The sequence below is a fragment of the Kitasatospora sp. NPDC088861 genome (assembly GCF_044750105.1).
Lineage (GTDB): Bacteria > Actinomycetota > Actinomycetes > Streptomycetales > Streptomycetaceae > Kitasatospora.
On record NZ_JBIVJF010000055.1, the window covers coordinates 1 to 14,937 of the forward strand.

The 14,937-nt window shown below is 73.7% G+C and carries 19 protein-coding genes; 11 read left to right on the forward strand and 8 right to left on the reverse strand.

Annotated features, from left to right (window positions below; translation table 11 throughout):
• From ACIP37_RS37155 to ACIP37_RS37170, 4 genes are all read left to right on the forward strand, one after another.
• Positions 1-741 (forward strand): helix-turn-helix transcriptional regulator (locus tag ACIP37_RS37155; protein WP_400845350.1); only part of this gene is annotated, 741 nt, incomplete at its 5' end.
• The gene (locus ACIP37_RS37160; RefSeq protein WP_363589197.1) at positions 726-932 is read left to right on the forward strand and encodes a DUF397 domain-containing protein; all 207 of its coding nucleotides are present in this window, start codon (positions 726-728) and stop codon (positions 930-932) included. The genes ACIP37_RS37155 and ACIP37_RS37160, both read left to right, overlap by 16 nt.
• A 101-nt stretch (positions 933-1,033) precedes the next feature.
• Positions 1,034-1,624, forward strand: a complete 591-nt coding sequence (locus ACIP37_RS37165) for a DUF5919 domain-containing protein (RefSeq protein ID WP_363623924.1) — start codon at positions 1,034-1,036, stop codon at positions 1,622-1,624.
• A gap of 77 nt (positions 1,625-1,701) precedes the next feature.
• On the forward strand, positions 1,702-1,893 hold the full coding sequence (locus ACIP37_RS37170; protein WP_400810451.1) for a DUF397 domain-containing protein: 192 nt from the start codon (positions 1,702-1,704) through the stop codon (positions 1,891-1,893).
• Between the two features lie 96 nt (positions 1,894-1,989).
• Here ACIP37_RS37170 and ACIP37_RS37175 read toward each other — a convergent pair whose 3' ends face one another.
• From ACIP37_RS37175 to ACIP37_RS37185, 3 genes are all read right to left on the reverse strand, one after another.
• Positions 1,990-2,490 (reverse strand): hypothetical protein, encoded by a 501-nt coding sequence (locus ACIP37_RS37175; RefSeq protein ID WP_363589191.1) that lies wholly within the window; start codon positions 2,488-2,490, stop codon positions 1,990-1,992.
• Positions 2,491-2,562: 72 nt separating this feature from the next.
• Complete coding sequence (locus tag ACIP37_RS37180; RefSeq protein WP_400810453.1) at positions 2,563-3,042, reverse strand: hemerythrin domain-containing protein; 480 nt, start codon at positions 3,040-3,042, stop codon at positions 2,563-2,565.
• Between the two features lie 334 nt (positions 3,043-3,376).
• Complete coding sequence (locus ACIP37_RS37185) at positions 3,377-4,276, reverse strand: MBL fold metallo-hydrolase (protein WP_363623917.1); 900 nt, start codon at positions 4,274-4,276, stop codon at positions 3,377-3,379.
• 150 nt (positions 4,277-4,426) lie between these two features.
• On the opposite strand from ACIP37_RS37185, the gene ACIP37_RS37190 reads away from it, so the two are divergent.
• Entirely contained in the window at positions 4,427-4,900 is a 474-nt protein-coding gene (locus tag ACIP37_RS37190; RefSeq protein ID WP_363623915.1) for a MarR family transcriptional regulator, read from the forward strand.
• A gap of 508 nt (positions 4,901-5,408) precedes the next feature.
• Here ACIP37_RS37190 and ACIP37_RS37195 read toward each other — a convergent pair.
• Complete coding sequence (locus ACIP37_RS37195) at positions 5,409-6,035, reverse strand: TetR/AcrR family transcriptional regulator (RefSeq protein ID WP_400845353.1); 627 nt, start codon at positions 6,033-6,035, stop codon at positions 5,409-5,411.
• A 145-nt stretch (positions 6,036-6,180) separates the two neighbouring features.
• Here ACIP37_RS37195 and ACIP37_RS37200 point away from each other — a divergent pair, with 145 nt between their 5' ends.
• Positions 6,181-6,882, forward strand: coding sequence for an SDR family oxidoreductase (locus ACIP37_RS37200; protein WP_363589182.1), 702 nt, complete (start codon positions 6,181-6,183; stop codon positions 6,880-6,882).
• Positions 6,883-6,948: 66 nt separating this feature from the next.
• The gene (locus ACIP37_RS37205) at positions 6,949-7,371 is read left to right on the forward strand and encodes a tautomerase family protein (RefSeq protein ID WP_363589180.1); all 423 of its coding nucleotides are present in this window, start codon (positions 6,949-6,951) and stop codon (positions 7,369-7,371) included.
• A 198-nt stretch (positions 7,372-7,569) separates the two neighbouring features.
• Here the strand turns inward: ACIP37_RS37205 and ACIP37_RS37210 are convergent, their stop codons facing one another.
• Positions 7,570-7,905 carry an ArsR/SmtB family transcription factor gene (locus ACIP37_RS37210; protein ID WP_400476488.1) on the reverse strand — a complete coding sequence of 112 codons (336 nt, stop codon included), beginning with the start codon at positions 7,903-7,905 and terminating at the stop codon, positions 7,570-7,572.
• A gap of 111 nt (positions 7,906-8,016) precedes the next feature.
• On the opposite strand from ACIP37_RS37210, the gene ACIP37_RS37215 reads away from it, so the two are divergent.
• On the forward strand, positions 8,017-9,231 hold the full coding sequence (locus tag ACIP37_RS37215; RefSeq protein ID WP_400845358.1) for an MFS transporter: 1,215 nt from the start codon (positions 8,017-8,019) through the stop codon (positions 9,229-9,231).
• A gap of 33 nt (positions 9,232-9,264) precedes the next feature.
• Here the strand turns inward: ACIP37_RS37215 and ACIP37_RS37220 are convergent, their stop codons facing one another.
• Positions 9,265-9,669: a nuclear transport factor 2 family protein gene (locus ACIP37_RS37220; RefSeq protein ID WP_363589174.1), complete on the reverse strand. Its 405-nt coding sequence runs from the start codon at positions 9,667-9,669 to the stop codon at positions 9,265-9,267.
• 188 nt (positions 9,670-9,857) lie between these two features.
• Between ACIP37_RS37220 and ACIP37_RS37225 the strand changes: the two genes are divergently transcribed.
• The gene (locus tag ACIP37_RS37225; RefSeq protein WP_363624086.1) at positions 9,858-10,265 is read left to right on the forward strand and encodes a MarR family transcriptional regulator; all 408 of its coding nucleotides are present in this window, start codon (positions 9,858-9,860) and stop codon (positions 10,263-10,265) included.
• Positions 10,266-10,438: 173 nt separating this feature from the next.
• Here the strand turns inward: ACIP37_RS37225 and pgm are convergent, their stop codons facing one another.
• Positions 10,439-12,079, reverse strand: a complete 1,641-nt coding sequence (gene pgm, locus ACIP37_RS37230; protein ID WP_363623901.1) for a phosphoglucomutase (alpha-D-glucose-1,6-bisphosphate-dependent) — start codon at positions 12,077-12,079, stop codon at positions 10,439-10,441.
• 128 nt (positions 12,080-12,207) lie between these two features.
• Positions 12,208-12,507, reverse strand: coding sequence for a YciI family protein (locus ACIP37_RS37235; RefSeq protein ID WP_063352966.1), 300 nt, complete (start codon positions 12,505-12,507; stop codon positions 12,208-12,210).
• Positions 12,508-12,786: 279 nt separating this feature from the next.
• On the opposite strand from ACIP37_RS37235, the gene ACIP37_RS37240 reads away from it, so the two are divergent.
• On the forward strand, positions 12,787-13,176 hold the full coding sequence (locus tag ACIP37_RS37240) for a hypothetical protein (RefSeq protein WP_400845363.1): 390 nt from the start codon (positions 12,787-12,789) through the stop codon (positions 13,174-13,176).
• A gap of 63 nt (positions 13,177-13,239) precedes the next feature.
• Complete coding sequence (locus ACIP37_RS37245; RefSeq protein WP_400845366.1) at positions 13,240-14,730, forward strand: FAD-binding protein; 1,491 nt, start codon at positions 13,240-13,242, stop codon at positions 14,728-14,730.
• Positions 14,731-14,937 lie beyond the last annotated feature (207 nt).

Genomic DNA, 14,937 nt, shown 5'->3' on the forward strand with positions numbered 1-14,937 from the left:
CTCGCGCGCAAGATCGGAGTCCACCCGTCCTACGTCTCGTTCGTCGAACTTGCGCAGCGACCGCCGAGTGAGAAGTTTGCTACCAAGGCCGACGAGGTCCTGCAGACCGGCGGGACCCTGCTGCTGATGTACTGGCAGCTCAAGCACACTGCCCTGGTCCCGGGCTTCCCCGAGTACGCCAACTACGAGTCGACCGCGGAGCAGATCAAGCTCTTCGAGATCAACGTCATCCATGGCCTTCTGCAGACCAAGGCATACGCCACTGCTTGGGAGCAGGGGAATATCAGGCGAGGCACAGCCACTCCGGAGCAAGCCGAAGAACGCATCAACTACCTCCTCACCCGGCAGCAAACCCTGCACCGAACGCCTCCGCCGATTCTGCACGCGGTGCTGGACGAAAGCTGTCTCAGGAGGACCATCGGCGGCCGAGACGTCATGATCGAGCAACTACTCCACCTTGAAAGACTGGCCAGTCAACCCAGGATCTTCATCCAGGTGGCTCCCTACTCTCTCGGCGGGAGCAGGCCGTTCACTCGCGTAGTAACCATGCTGATGCTGCCGACACGCAAAATGATCGCCTACAGCGAGACCGAGCAGCGCGGCTACCTCGACCGCGATACCGAGTCGATCGCAGCCTTGCTCAGGGACTACGATCAACTGCTGGCCGAGGCCAAGAATCAGGCCGACTCAGTAGCTATGATCCGCTCGGTACGGAGGGACCTTGAATGGACGTCAAACTGACTCGCGCTTCCTGGCGCAAGAGCTCCTATAGCGGCAGTGGCGGTCAGTGCGTCGAGGTCGCCGACGGCTTCACCGGACTCATGCCCGTCCGCGACTCCAAAGACCCCGACGGGCCCGTCCTCCTCTTCCCCTCCCCCGCCTGGCAGGCCTTCGTCACCGCCATCCACGCCGGCGAGTTCGACGCCCGGTAGCAGCAACTCCGGCCCCGACGCCCCGATCCAGGGCGGCGGGGCCTTCTCAACCCCTCCACCCGGTTCAACCCGCCGCCGTGACCTCAGGGGGTGATGAACGGATGATCTGGCCCAACACCGTCCGGGCGAACGTCAAGACCGGGCACGACCGGGAGGTGTTCGCCGTCTACCCGTACCGCTCGGCCTGCCCGCAGTCGGTCTGGGCGCAGCTGATCGCCGAGGCCCGGTCCGACATCTTCCTCGCCGGCTACACCAGCTACTTCGTGTGGCTGGAGCAGCCCGCCCTGTTGCAGACTCTGCGGCGCAAGGCCGAGAGCGGCTGCCGGGTCCGGTTTCTCCTCGGGGATCCGGTCTCCGACACGACGCGTCAGCGGGAGCAGATCGAGGACGTGGCGCTCACGGTGTCCACCAGGATCAGGGTCACCCTGGAGAACCTGGCCAAGCTCTCCGGCACCGAGGGCATCGAGGCCCGGTTCAGCGCTCCGGACGACGGCCCGAACCACGTCGGCCTCTCCGTCTTCCGCTTCGACGAGCACGCCCTCGTCACGCCCCACCTCGCCCGCACCGTCGGCCACGACTCACCCCTGATGCACCTGCGGCGCAGCGAGGAGAACGGCATGTTCGACCGCTTCGCCGAACACGTCGAAGAACTCTGGTCCCGGGGCAGCGACATCCGTTCCGGCCCGCGCTGACACCTGCGTCTAACCCGGCGCCGGAGTGGGAAGTCATCCCCATCGACTTTCCACTCCGGCCGCAGGAGGCAACCGCGATGGACACCACTTGGCGCAAGAGCAGCTACAGCGGCGGCGGAGGCGAATGCGTCGAGGTCGCCGACGGCTTCACCGGTGTGCAGCCCGTCCGGGACTCCAAGGACCCCGGCGGGCCCGTCCTCCTCTTCCCCTCCCCCGCCTGGCGGGCCTTCGTCACCGCCGTCAGCGCGGGTGAGTTCGACGCCCGGTAGCGGCAATTCCTGGGTGGAACAAAGGAACTGTTGGGTACTGGTGACAGCCTCGTCTCGGCCGTCCAGTCGCCCGTGGGGTCCGTGTGGACGCGTGCGTCAGTGGTCGGGGGTGTGGGCAGCGGGGCGGACGGCGTCGGGCAGCAGGTGGAGTTCGTAGGGTGTGTAGCAGTCCGACATCTCGCTTCCGACCACGGCGCCGCAGTGGCAGGCACGGTTGGGTGGGCCGTCGCCGGGGGCTCCGCAGCAGCTGGGTGGCCCGGTCGTTGTTGTGTGCCAGGTGAGGCCGGTCCCGTCCTCGGGGTGCAGGACGAAGGTGTTCCGGGGTCCGGCCGAGACGACGACCGTTCCGTCGAAGTCGCTGATGCACGGGCCGCCGGGGTAGGCGGGAGGCCAGTCGTCCTGGTCCTCGGCCGGGACGAACGGCGGCCCGTGCGGCTGCGGATCGACGGCGTAGTGGCCACGGGGCATGGTGGGCGGGGCCTGTCGCCGGCCGTTGACGAGCTCGCCCTCGAACAGGTGCCGGGCAGGAACCGCCGGGAGGGGCTCAAGGTCGGCCGTGAGGGCCTCGCCGCAGGCGGCGCAATGAAAAATCGTCATCGCGGCATGTCTACAGCGCAGGCCCTCACGTCACAACATAATTCCGTTCCCCCGCAGGCAGGGGCTCGCTCGTCAGCCGAACCGGAACACCTGGTCGGGCCAGCCGCCGTCGGGTACCGCGCTGTCGAGGGCCTCGCTGATCGTGCGTTCCTCGTAGGCGAAGTGGGATTCCATGATCGCGGTGAGTCCGTCGAGTTCGCGCCCGACCGCTTCCAGCCCGTCGCCGGGCGATTCGGCGGCGTGGTCGGCGAGTTCGCGCACCCTGGTGAGGATGGCGGCGATCATCTCGTGGTCCTCGACGAGCTTGGCGACCGTCCCGGCGAGCTGCGGGCGTTCGCGCAGCAGGTGGGCGAACATGCCCTCGTCCTCGCCCTGGTGGTGTGCCGTCAGCGCGGCGCAGAAGGCCAGGCAGTGGGTGCGCAGTGTGTCGTCGCCCGGGCGGCGCTGTCCGATTCCGGCTCTGATCCGGCCGATCCGGCGGCGCAGTTCCTGGTGCGCTTGGGAGAGTTGAAGGCTCAGGGCGACCGCGCGGTCGCCGTCCTGGGAGGCCACGGGAGGCGGTCCCTTCGGTTCCGCACCTCCATGCCTGACGCTGTCCGTCACCGGCACGCGATGCTCGCGCCATCCGATCACGGGCCGCGGCGCCACGGCAAGCGCCGTCGTGGGTGGGTGCCGAAGGCTTCCCCGGACATCGTGGCCCCGCGGCCGGCTTCCGGCGGGTTTCCGAGCGCGGTCGAGCGGCATGCGGGTGGTGACGGCGGGGGCTCCGGCGTCGCCTGACGTCCGCGGCGATGCCGGAGCCGTGCGGGATCCGCGCCGAAGGCCGGCGGCCGGGCGGGCGCGGTGGACACCCCCGAAGGGGCCCCGGGCGGGGCCCGGGGGCCGGTCAGGCGTCCAGCGGGTGCCAGGCGGGGCCGGGGCCGTCGTGGCGGACGCGGCCGAAGACGACGTCGGCGAAGTGGACGCCGAAGCCGATCGTGTCGGGTTCGGCGAGTTCGGCGACGAGGCGGCGGCGGGATTCGACCGCGCGGGCCGGGTCGTGGTCGACGGACACGGACCACTCGGGGTGGTCGACCTGGACGGGCGAGTGCATGGCGTCGCCGAAGGCGATCAGCCGTTGCCCGCCCGCGGTGACGGTGTACTCGGCGTGTCCGGGGGTGTGGCCGGCGCCGACGTGCACCCGGACGCCGGGGAAGACCTCCTGCCCGTGCGCGACCGTGCGCACGCGCGGGGCCAGGACGGCGGCCCCCTCGACCGCGCCGGGCCCGTCCGGCCGGGCGAGGTGGCCGGCCCATTCCGCCTCGGACACCAGGTAGTCGGCGTGGGCGAAGGCCGGCCGGTCGCCGCCGGGGGCGGGGTGCCAGGCCCAGCCGGTGTGGTCGGAGTGCAGGTGGGTGAAGGCCACCGCCTCGATGTCGTCCGGCCGGCGGCCGAGTTCGGCGAGGTTGTCGAGGAGCGCGCCGCCGTGGCCGGGGCCGTGCGGGACGCTCGGGTCCGCCGGCAGCGAGCGGGGCCCGAAGCCCGCGTCGATCAGCAGGGCGCGCCCGGCGTGCTCGACGAGCAGCGCGCCGACGGTCGCGACGAACTGGCCGGAGGCGTCGAGGTACTGCGGGCGCTCCGCCCACGTCCGGTCGGTGGTCTCGGGCAGCCAGCCGCGCGGCGGCAGCAGGACGACGCCGTCCGGCACGAAGGTCACCTTCGTGTCGCCGAGCTGTACGGAGCGGATGCCGGAGGGCCGTCGCAGCCGCTCGTCCCGGTGGGCCGCGTCGGCTTCGAAGTTCGCCATGGTCCCTTCCCCTCTTCGGTGTCGGTCCGCCGCCGGGCCGGTGGCGACGGCGGCGGGCCTTGCCACCATAAGCATCAAGCTAGAAAGATTCAAGGCATAAAGGTTCAAGTGATAAATATGATGGCTTGATGGACTCGCTAGGATGGAGCCATGACGACGCCCCCCCGACCGCAGGCCACCCCCGAATGGGAGCTGTGCGGCCTGGTGAACGGGCTGGCCCAGCAGATCGCCGACCACGTCCGCGAACGCGCCGTCACCCTGGGCCTGACCGCGCCCCAGGCGACCGCGCTGCGGGAGATGACCGGGCCGCTGACCATGCGCGAACTCGCCCAGCGCATGAACTGCGAGCCCTCCAACACCACCTTCGTCGTCGACCGGCTGGAGAAGCAGGGCCTGGTCGAGCGCCGACCGCACCCCACCGACCGCCGCGCCAAGCACCTCGTCCTCACCGCCGAGGGCGCGGCGCTGCGCACGCGCCTGCTCGCGTTCCTCACCCAGGACTCGCCGCTGGCCGGCCTCACCGCCCCCCAGCAGCACGCCCTCCGGGACCTGCTCGAACTGGCCACCCGCCTCTGCCCCGGCCAGCCGCCCGGCCCGGCCGGAGGCCGCCCGCCGGGCCGGTAGATCGGCGCGGGCCCCGCACTCCCCCGGCGCAGCGGCCAGGTCCTGTCCGGTCGGCAGGGCGCGCGCCGGGTGTCGGGAACGCCGGGTGACCGTGTTCGCGTGGGCGGCCTGCGACCGCCCCCGATCGCCGGACCGCTGACCAGACTGCCCGGCTTCTTCGCCCTGGAACCCGGGCCGTGGGACGCCCCGCTCGCGCCCTCCGACGCATGCCTGCCGGTCTTCGCCGGGGGTCCCTGCGTCGGCGATCCGGACGGCGCCGGGTTCCCGGTGTTCCGCGGGGCCCCGGAACACCGTGGTCCTGCACCCCGATGACGCACCGTCACTCCAGCCGCATCCCGGCGGGAGGCATTCCCGGGGGTGCTGCGGCCCCGCCGGCCCGAGCGGCATGAACCAGCTGTGCCCCCTGCGGCGCGAAGGCGGGCACGCTGATCAGCGAGTGCAGCACCGCGTACGAGCCGCACCCGGACCCCGGCCGGGTGCGCGCGATCACGGGCTGAGCCTGCGGGCCCTACGCGGACGGCGCGCCCGTGTCCGCGTCCGCGGCGGGGGTGGTGGTCAGGCGGTGGCGGGCCGCGGTGAGGAGTTCGTCGGACAGGGCGGGGTCCTCGCTGGCGCGGGCCAGGAGGAGGGCTCCGACCATGGTGGACAGGTCGGCGAGGGCGCTCTCGCGGTCGGCGGCGTCGGGCAGGTGCTGGAAGCCGTCGGCCAGGTCGCGCAGTCCGGCGGTGAAGGCGGTGCGCAGCGGGGAGCCGGGTTCGGCGCGGGCCGCGTCGGCGGCCAGGGCTGCGGCGGCGCAGCCCTGGCCGGGGTTGTCGCGGTGGGGGGCGGAGAGGTAGCGGGCGAGGAACTCGGCGCGGGGGGTGGGGTGTTGGGCGGCGGCCGGGTCGGGGGTGGGGTCGTCGGCGAGGCGGTCCATGGCTTCGCGGCGTTCGGTGAAGGCGGCTGTGAGGGCTTGGGCGACGAGGTCGTCCTTGGAGGTGAAGTGCCGGTAGAAGCCGCCGTGCGTCAGGCCTGCGGCGGCCATCGCCTGGGGGACGCTGACCTGGTCGGAGCCCTGCTCCCGGATCAGTCTGGCGGTGTGGTCGATCACCTCCTGGCGGTGGCGTTCGGCCTCGGCCCGTGACACGCGGGGCATGCCTGCGTTCCTTTCCTCGTCCTGCGGTGGTGGTGGTCCTACTTTCCCATCCGGGCTTCCCCATCCAGTTTAGATGATGGTAATAATCTAAACGTTGCGGTACCCCGGCTGCGGGCGCCGCCTTCCGAGAGCGAGGAACACGCACATGACCGTGATCGACGGCTCCACCGCCCTGGTCACCGGAGGCCTGCGCGGCCTCGGCCGGGCGTTCGTCGGGGAACTGCTGGCGCGCGGCGCGAAGAAGGTCTACGCCACCGCCCGCACCCCCGTGCCCAGCGAGGACGGGCGGGTGGAGGTCCTCGCCCTGGACGTCACCGACGACGCCTCGGTGGCCGCCCTGGCCGAGCGCGTCCAGGACGTCGACCTCGTCTTCAACAACGCCGGCGTCCTGTACCCGGGAGCGCTGCTCACCGGCGACCTGCGGCAGGTCCAGGCGACCTTCGACACCAACGTCCTGGGCCCGCTGCGCATCGCCCGGGCCTTCGCGCCGGTGCTGGCGGCCCGTGGCGGCGGAGCGCTGGTCGACATCCACTCCGCGCTGTCCTGGGGCGCGGGCGCCGGCGCCTACGGCGCCTCCAAGGCCGCCCTGTGGTCCCTGACCAACTCCCTGCGCCTGGAGCTCGCCGCCCAGGGCACCCAGGTCGTCGGCGTGCACCTGGGCTTCGCGGACACCGAGATGGTGGCGGCCCTGCCCGTCGACAAGATCCCGGCCGCCGAGGTGGCCCGCATCGTCCTGGACGGCGTCGAGCGCGGCGATCGCGAAGTCCTCGTCGACGACCTCACCCGGGCGCTCAAGTCCGCGCTCCCCGGCCCGGTGGAGGGCCTCACCATCCCCATCCGCCGCTGAACCGCACCCCGCCGAAACCCGTCGAAACCCGCCGGCCACCGCCGGCCGACACCGAGGAGAACACCCATGCCCCTGTGGCACGTCTACCACCCTCCCGGCACCTACACCCCCGGGCAGAAGCAGCAGCTCGCCGCCGACATCACCGGGTTCTACACCCGCTTCGGGCTGCCGAAGTTCTACGTGATGACGCTCTTCCACGAGATCGGCGCCGACTCCTTCCACGTGGGCGACCAGCCCGCGCACGACGCGGTGCGGATCGTGGTCGAGCACATCGCCCGGCACACCGAGGACCCCGACCTGCGCAAGCGCACCCGGGAGGCCCTCGCCGCCCTCCTCGCGCCCCACACCACCGGGCGCGGCCTGTACTGCGAGTTCCACATCGACGAGACGCCCCGGGACCTGTGGATGATCAACGGGATCGCCCCGCCCCCGTCCCAGAGCGAGGCCGAACAGCTGTGGGCCCGCGAGAACCGCCCGATCCCCTACTGATTCCCTACTGACCTCCTGCTGACCTCCTGCCGATCCCCTTCCGACCTCCTGCCGACCTCCTGTCGACGGACGCCCCGGCACGGCGCCGCCACGAGAAGTCGGACAGGTCGACTTCCCACTCCAGGACCCACCGCCCCGGCACCCCGCGAGCGGTGGGTCCTGGCCGGTTCAGGCGGGCTCAGGCAGGTTCACGCAGGTTCAGCCGTCGAGGGCGGCAGGCGCACCGGCGAGGAGGGCGTCGAGCAGGCCGGGGAAGCGGGCGTCGAGGTCGGTGCGGCGCAGGCTGACGAAGCGGTTGCGCCCGGCGACGCGGGTGGTGGTGACGCCGGCCTCGCGCAGGACGCGCATGTGGTGGGAGACGGTCGACTTGTGGAGGTGGTCCAGGCCCAGGTCGCGGGGGGCGCAGGAGTGTTCGGCGCCGTCGGCGTAGCTGAGCAGCAGGGTCATCCGGACGGGGTCGCCGAGGGCGTGCAGGACCGTGACGAGGTCGATGTCGGCGGTGGTGGGCTGGGGCAGCCGCTCGTCTTCGGTCATGGCGCGTGGTCCTCGTCGGCTGGACATTGGTTTGACAATCATCCACCCATCCCTAGTGTTTGACGAGCGTCAAACTGTTGCCCTATCGTCAAACAATCGGGGGGCTTTTCCATGCCCGTACGCCTGCTCCTGCTCGCCCTCGGCACCTTCGCCATGGGCACCGACTCGATGGTCGTCGCCGGCATCCTCGGCCCGATCGCCGCCGACCTGGGGGTGTCCGTGCCGGCCGCGGGCCAGCTGGTCACCGTCTTCGCGCTCGGCTACGCGCTGCTGGCCCCGGTGCTGGCCGCGCTCACCGCCCGCTGGCCGCGCCGGCGGCTGCTGCTGACCGCGCTCGCGGTGTTCAGCGCGGCCAACGCGCTCAGCGCGCTCGCCCCCGGCTACGGCCTGCTGCTGGCCACCCGGGTCCTGGCGGCGGCCGGGGCCGCGCTGTACACGCCGACCGCCAACGCGGTGGCCACCACCCTGGTCGCCCCCGAGCGGCGCGGACGGGCGCTGGCCACCGTGCTGGGCGGGATGACGGTGGCCACCGCGCTGGGCGTACCGCTGGGCACCTGGGTGGGGCGCGGCGACTGGCGGATGACGATGTGGCTGGTCACCGCGCTGGGCGTGGCGGCGCTGGCGGGGCTGGCGCTGCTGCTGCGCGACCTGCCGGCGCCGGTGGCGGCGCCGGGGCTGCGGGCGCGCCTGGCCCCGCTGGGGCAGCGGCGGGTGCTGGGGGCGGCGGCCACCACGCTGGCGTTCTTCCTGGCCTTCCAGTGCGTCTACATCTACCTGGCCACCGCCGTCTCGGGGGCGACCGGGGGCGACGCGGACCGGCTGAGCCTGGTGCTGCTGACGGCGGGCGTGATGTCGGTGGCGGGCAGCTGGCTGGGCGGGCGCCTGGTGGACCGGGTCGGGGTGCGGCGGGTGCTGCTCACCGGCTCGACGGTGGCGGCGGGCGCGTTCGCCGCGCTGCCGTGGCTGGGGCGCAGCATGCCGGGGGCGCTGGTGTACGCGGCGGTGGTGCCGCTGGCGGGGTGGGCGGTGTCGGTGGCGCTGCCGCACCGGCTGGCGTCGATCGATCCGGGGAACGCGCCGCTGCTGATCTCGCTGAACAGCAGTGCGCTGTACCTGGGGACGGCGGCCGGGGGTGTGGCGGGCAGTGCGGCGATCGCGGTGCTGGGCGGGCGGTGGTTCCCGTTCGCGGCGGCGGGGCTGGCGCTGGTGGCGGCGGTGACGGCGGCGGCGACCACGCGGGACGCGCGGGCGGGTGCGCCGACGGAGGAGGAGGCGACGGTGCCGGCGCCGGCACCGGCACCGGCGCCGTCGCCGTCGCGGTCCTGATCCTCGGGCGGGCGGGGTTCAGCGGGCGGGGTCTCAGCGGGCGGAGCCGAGGTTGCGGTCGGCCTCGGCTCCGGCGAGCAGCAGGGTGGTCTCCTCGATGCGGCGCAGGCGCCCGCAGGGGCCGTACTGGCCGAAGAGGTAGACCTCCATGGAGACCTGGGTGCCGTCGGTCTTGAGGACGTCGACGGTGTGCCGGGTGGCGGTGCGGTCGCCGTCGTGGAGTTCCTCGTGGACCTCGACGCGGCCGGAGGCGACCACGGCGCGCAGGTGGCGGATGTGGTCGGTGAAGGCGGCGCGGTCGTCCCAGCGGCCGTCGGTGCGCTGGCGGTAGTCGGGGGTGAAGTGGCGCTCGACGGCGGTCTCCAGGTCGAGGCCGGGGGTGAAGAGCAGGTCGTCGAGGGCGGCGGCGATGGTGGTGCGGGGGGCGGTGGCGGGCATGGGGGTTCCCTTCTCGGAATCCGACAATGCGTGCGTGGCGCACGCTTCATGGGATGAGCGTACCCCAGGAACGCGTGCGTCGCGCACGCTATGATCGGGGGGTGGACCACTCCCCCGAAATCCCCGACCCCGACCCCGGCCCCGTTCCTGAAACTGCCTCCGGCCTCGGGGACGCCGTCGCCCAGGCCCTGGCCGTCCTGCTGCGCCGCCCCGCCCGCGCCGCGCTCTACCGGCGCCTGACCGAGGGCCTGGGCGAGGCGGTGGACGAGGTCACCTACCCCGTGCTCTCCGGCCTGGCCCGCACCGGGGCGCGCAGCGCCGCCGACCTGGCCGCCGAGATCGGCCTGGACCGCTCCGGGGTCAGCCGCCGGGCCACCCGTCTGGAGGAGGCCGGGCTGCTGCGCCGCGAGGCCGACCCGCGCGACCAGCGCGCCACCCTGCTGACCCTGACCGGCGCCGGCGAGCGCACCGTGGCGGTGATGCGCCGGCGCCTGGCCGGCGGCATCGAGGAGGCGCTCGCCTCCTGGCCGCCCGGGGAGGCCGAGGCGTTCGCCCGGTCGCTGCGGCGCTTCACCGAGCAGGGCCCGTTCGGCTGAGCACGGGGCGAAGGGGCGGCGGAGCGAAGGAGCAGCGGGGCCAAGGGGCGCACGGGGCGGCGGGGTTAAGGGGCGACGGGGCGCGCGGGACAGCGCCTCCGGGAAGGACGGGCCCGGAAAACGCGGGTGCCCCGGGCCGGGGAACCGGTCCGGGGCACCCGCGGGCGCGGGGATCAGGCGCCGAGGACCTCGCCGACCAGGGCGCGGGCCTCCTCCTGTACCCGGGCCAGGTGGCCGGTGCCGAGGAAGGACTCGGCGTAGATCTTGTAGACGTCCTCGGTGCCCGAGGGACGGGCCGCGAACCAGGCGTTGTCGGTGCACACCTTGATGCCGCCGATCGGCGCGCCGTTGCCGGGCGCCTCGGCCAGCACCGCGGTCACCGCCTCGCCGGCCAGCTCGCCCGCGGTGACCTGCTGCGGGGAGAGCCGGGCCAGGCGCGCCTTCTGCTCGCGGTCGGCCGGGGCGTCCACGCGGGCGTAGGCGGGGGCGCCGTGGCGCTCGGTCAGCTCGCGGTAGTAGGCGCTGGGGGTGGCGCCGGTGACGGCGGTGATCTCGGAGGCCAGCAGGGCCAGCAGGATGCCGTCCTTGTCGGTGGTCCACACCCCGCCGTCGCGGCGCAGGAACGAGGCGCCGGCCGACTCCTCGCCGCCGAAGGCGATCGAGCCCTCCGCCAGCCCGTCGACGAACCACTTGAAGCCCACCGGCACCTCGACCAGTTCGCGCTTGAGGTCGGCGGCGACCCGGTCCAGCATCGAGGAGGACACCAGCGTCTTGCCGACCGCGGCGTCGACGGGCCAGTCCGCGCGGTGGCGGTACAGGTAGTCGACGGCCACCGCCAGGTAGTGGTTGGGGTTCATCAGGCCGCCGTCGGGGGTGACGATGCCGTGCCGGTCGGCGTCCGCGTCGTTGCCGGTGGCGATGGCGTACTCGTCCTTGCGGCCGATCAGGGAGGCCATCGCGGACGGCGAGGAGCAGTCCATGCGGATCCTGCCGTCCCAGTCCAGCGTCATGAACCGCCAGGTCGGGTCGGTGACCGGGTTGACCACCGTCAGGTCCAGGCGGTGCGTCTCGGCGATGCGCGCCCAGTACGCCACCGACGCCCCGCCCAGCGGGTCCGCGCCGATGCGCAGCCCGGCCGCGCGCACCGCGTCCAGGTCGAGCACGGCGGGCAGGTCCTCGACGTAGGTGCCCAGGTAGTCGTGGCGCCCGGTGGTCGCCGCCGCCAGCGCCCGCGCGTACGGGACGCGCTTGACGCCGCGCAGGCCCTCGCGGATCAGCTCGTTGGCGCGGTCCTGGATCCAGCCGGTGGCCTGCGAGCCGGCCGGGCCGCCGCTGGGCGGGTTGTACTTGAAGCCGCCGTCGCGCGGCGGGTTGTGCGAGGGGGTGACGACGATGCCGTCCGCCAGCGCCCGGGGGCTGCGCCGGTTGTGGGCCAGGATCGCGTGCGAGACCGCGGGCGTGGGGGTGTAGCCGTCGGCCGCGTCCAGCAGCACCTGGACGCCGTTGGCGGCCAGCACCTCCACCGCCGTCACCTTCGCCGGCTCCGAGAGCGCGTGCGTGTCGGCGCCCAGGAACAGCGGTCCGGCGATGCCCTGTTGGGCCCGGTACTCGCAGATCGCCTGCGTGGTCGCGGCGATGTGGTCCTCGTTGAACGCGGCGTCCAGCGAGGACCCGCGGTGGCCCGAGGTGCCGAACGCCACCCGCTGGCCGACCTCCTGAGGGTCCGGGTTCAGCGCGTAGTACGCCGTCACCAGCCGCGCCACATCCACCAGGTCATCCGGCTGCGCCAACTGCCCGGCCCGTGCGTGTGCCATCCGTCTTCTCCCGCCAACTTCCCGTACGCGTCCTTGCCCCGTGCCACCGATCGTAGCCAGAACGCGACCGTGCCCCGAACCGCGAGGCGGGGCGGGGCACGGCGGGGCCGGGGTTCAGGGGCCGGGGTTCAGGCGGGCAGTTGCTGGCGGTAGGCGTCCAGGGCGGGCGCGGTGGTGGTGGCGAGGAACTCGGTCACCGTGTAGGCGACCAGGCCCTCGCGGGCGAAGGGGTCGGTGCGGGTCAGCTCCTCGACCGCGGCGCGGTCCTCGCCCAGCGCGATGATCACCCCGCCCTCGCGCGGCACCTTGCGGCCCGAGGCGAGGAACGTACCGGCCTCGTAATGCCCGCGCAGCCACTCCACGTGCTGCGGCAGGGCGGCGTCGATGCGCTCCAGCGGGGCGGTGTACGTCAGCTCAAGTACGAACATGCGACCAGGCTAGCCCCGCACGGCAGGGGCCTCGCGGCCGGGGCTCGCGGCGTGTACCGAACCCCATTGTGCCAGTTCAGCGGGGGGTTGCGGTAGGACGCAGAGCACCCGGATCACGCCTTGCCGGGCGGCGGGCGCAGCCCGCAGACTCGTCCGCATCCACTCCTTCGGCCACGCGCCGGCCCCCTGCCCAGGGCGGCCGGGGCGCGCGCCGTGCTGCGCACGGGCCGTACGGCGCCGGGGGCGGTGGGCGGTGAACGGACGAAGGGGGACGCGAGGATGACAGTGCACAGGGACGTGACGCACAAGGACGTGGCACGCAGGGACGTGGCGCACAGGGACCTGGTGCTCAAGGCGCGGGTGCGGCTGCTGAGCCACAACGAGTGGGTCCTGGACGCCCCGGAGGGGCTGTGGGTGTACCGGGCGCTGTTCCCGGCCAGCCCGCGCGTGTACGCCTACAAGCTCGCCCACGTGCTGTGGACGGCGGCCGACTCGCCGCGGGTGGCGCACCTGCCCGAGGCGCGGCGGGCGCTGCTGGAGGAGGCGCGGGCCGCCTGCGCGCACATCCCCGCCGGCGCCCCGGCCCACCAGGTGCGGATGCGGGAGTACGTCGCGGCCGCGCTGGCGGGGCTGGAACGGGAGCAGCAGGAGGGGCGTGCGGGGAGGTAGGTGGTCGCGGGGTGGTTGCGGTACAACAATCCCTATTTGACGACTGATCGGAGAAGTTCTCGTATGAGCAGTTCAGGTCTGTCCCGCCGCGCACTGATCGCCGGCGCCGGCGCCGCCGTCGTCGGCTGGAACACCGCCGCCCGCGCCTGGGCCGCCGAGCCGGGCGAGAACGTGGATCAACTGCCCGCCCTGGACGGCACGGTGGCCCTGCGGGGCGCCGAGGTGGAACGGTTCTCCTCCGACTTCGGGCACCTGGTCACCGCCTCGCCCCGCGCGGTGCTGCGCCCGGCCTCGGTGCGCGACGTGCAGAAGGTGGTGGCCTTCGCCCGGCGCCACCGCATCCCGGTGGCGGTCAACGGGCAGAGCGGCGACCAGGCGGTCGTCGGCGACGGCGGGCTGGAGTCGCACTCCAGCTACGGCCAGGCCAACCCCCGCGGCGGCATCGCGATCGACGCCCGGGGGCTGTCGCGGATCCTCTCCGTCGAACCCGGGCTCGCCGTGGTGGAGGCGGGCGCCACCTGGGCGCAGCTGACGGACGCGGCGCTGGCGGCGGGCTGGATGCCGCCATGCCTGACGGACTACCTGCACCTGTCGGTGGGCGGGACGCTCAGCGTCGGCGGCATCGGCGGGGCGGTGCAGCGCCACGGGCTGCAGGCGGACACCGTGCGGTCGCTGGACGTGGTGACCGGCACCGGCGAGCTGGTGACGGCCTCGCGCGAGCACAACCGGGAGCTGTTCGAGGCGGTGCTGGCCGGCGGCGGGCAGGTGGGGATCATCGTGCGGGCCACGCTCGCCCTGGTGCCGGCGCGCGAGCGCGCCACCGTGTTCACCCTGGCCTACGACGACGCGGACCTCTACCGCGCGGACCAGGAGAAGGTGCTGGCCCAGGGCCGCTTCGACCTCCAGGTCGGCAACGTGGTGCGCAGCGCGGACGGGCAGCGGTGGCGCTACACGGCGGAACTGGTGGCCTACGGGGACGCCGGGCGGGCGGTGGACCGGGAGGCGCTGCTGGCGGGGCTGCACGGGGTGCCGGGCGAGACGACGGTGGTGGAGCAGAGCTGGCGCGAGTACGCGTTCCGGGTGGACGCGTTCGCGGGCTACCTGCGCGCGGCCGGGTTCTGGGGGCTGCCGAAGCCGTGGCTGAGCCTGTTCCTGCCCGCCTCGACGGTGGGGGTGTTCATGCGCGAGGCGACCGCGCTGCTGACGGCGGCCGACCTGGGGGCGGGGCTGCTGCTGTTCTACCCGTACGCGCGGGCGCGGGTGGGGGCGCCGCTGGCGGTGCTGCCGCAGGAGCCGGTGGGCTGGCACTTCGACCTGCTGGCGTTCCCGGCGCCGGGGGCGGACACGGCGGCGATGCTGGAGCGCAACCGGCGGCTGTACGACCGGGCGGTGGCGCTGGGCGGCAAGCGCTACCTGATCGGGGCGGTGCCGGGGATGACGGGGGCGGACTGGCGGCGCCACTACGGCGGTCTGTGGGAGCGGGTGGAGCGGGCCAAGCGGCGGTGGGATCCGGCGGGGATCCTGGCGCCGGGCCAGGGCATCCACGCCGGCTGACGGCCGGGCCCCGGGCCGCCCGCGGGGGGGGGGGGGGGGGGGGGGGGGGGGGGGCGGGGGGGGGGGGGGTTGGGGGGGGGGGGGGGGGGGGGGGGGGGGGGGGGTGGGGGGGGGGGGGGGGGGTGTGCTATACTTGCGGGGGGGGGTGGTTGTGGTGGGGGTGTTGGGTTTCGCCCGTGGGGGGGGGGGCGGGGGGGGGGGCGCCCC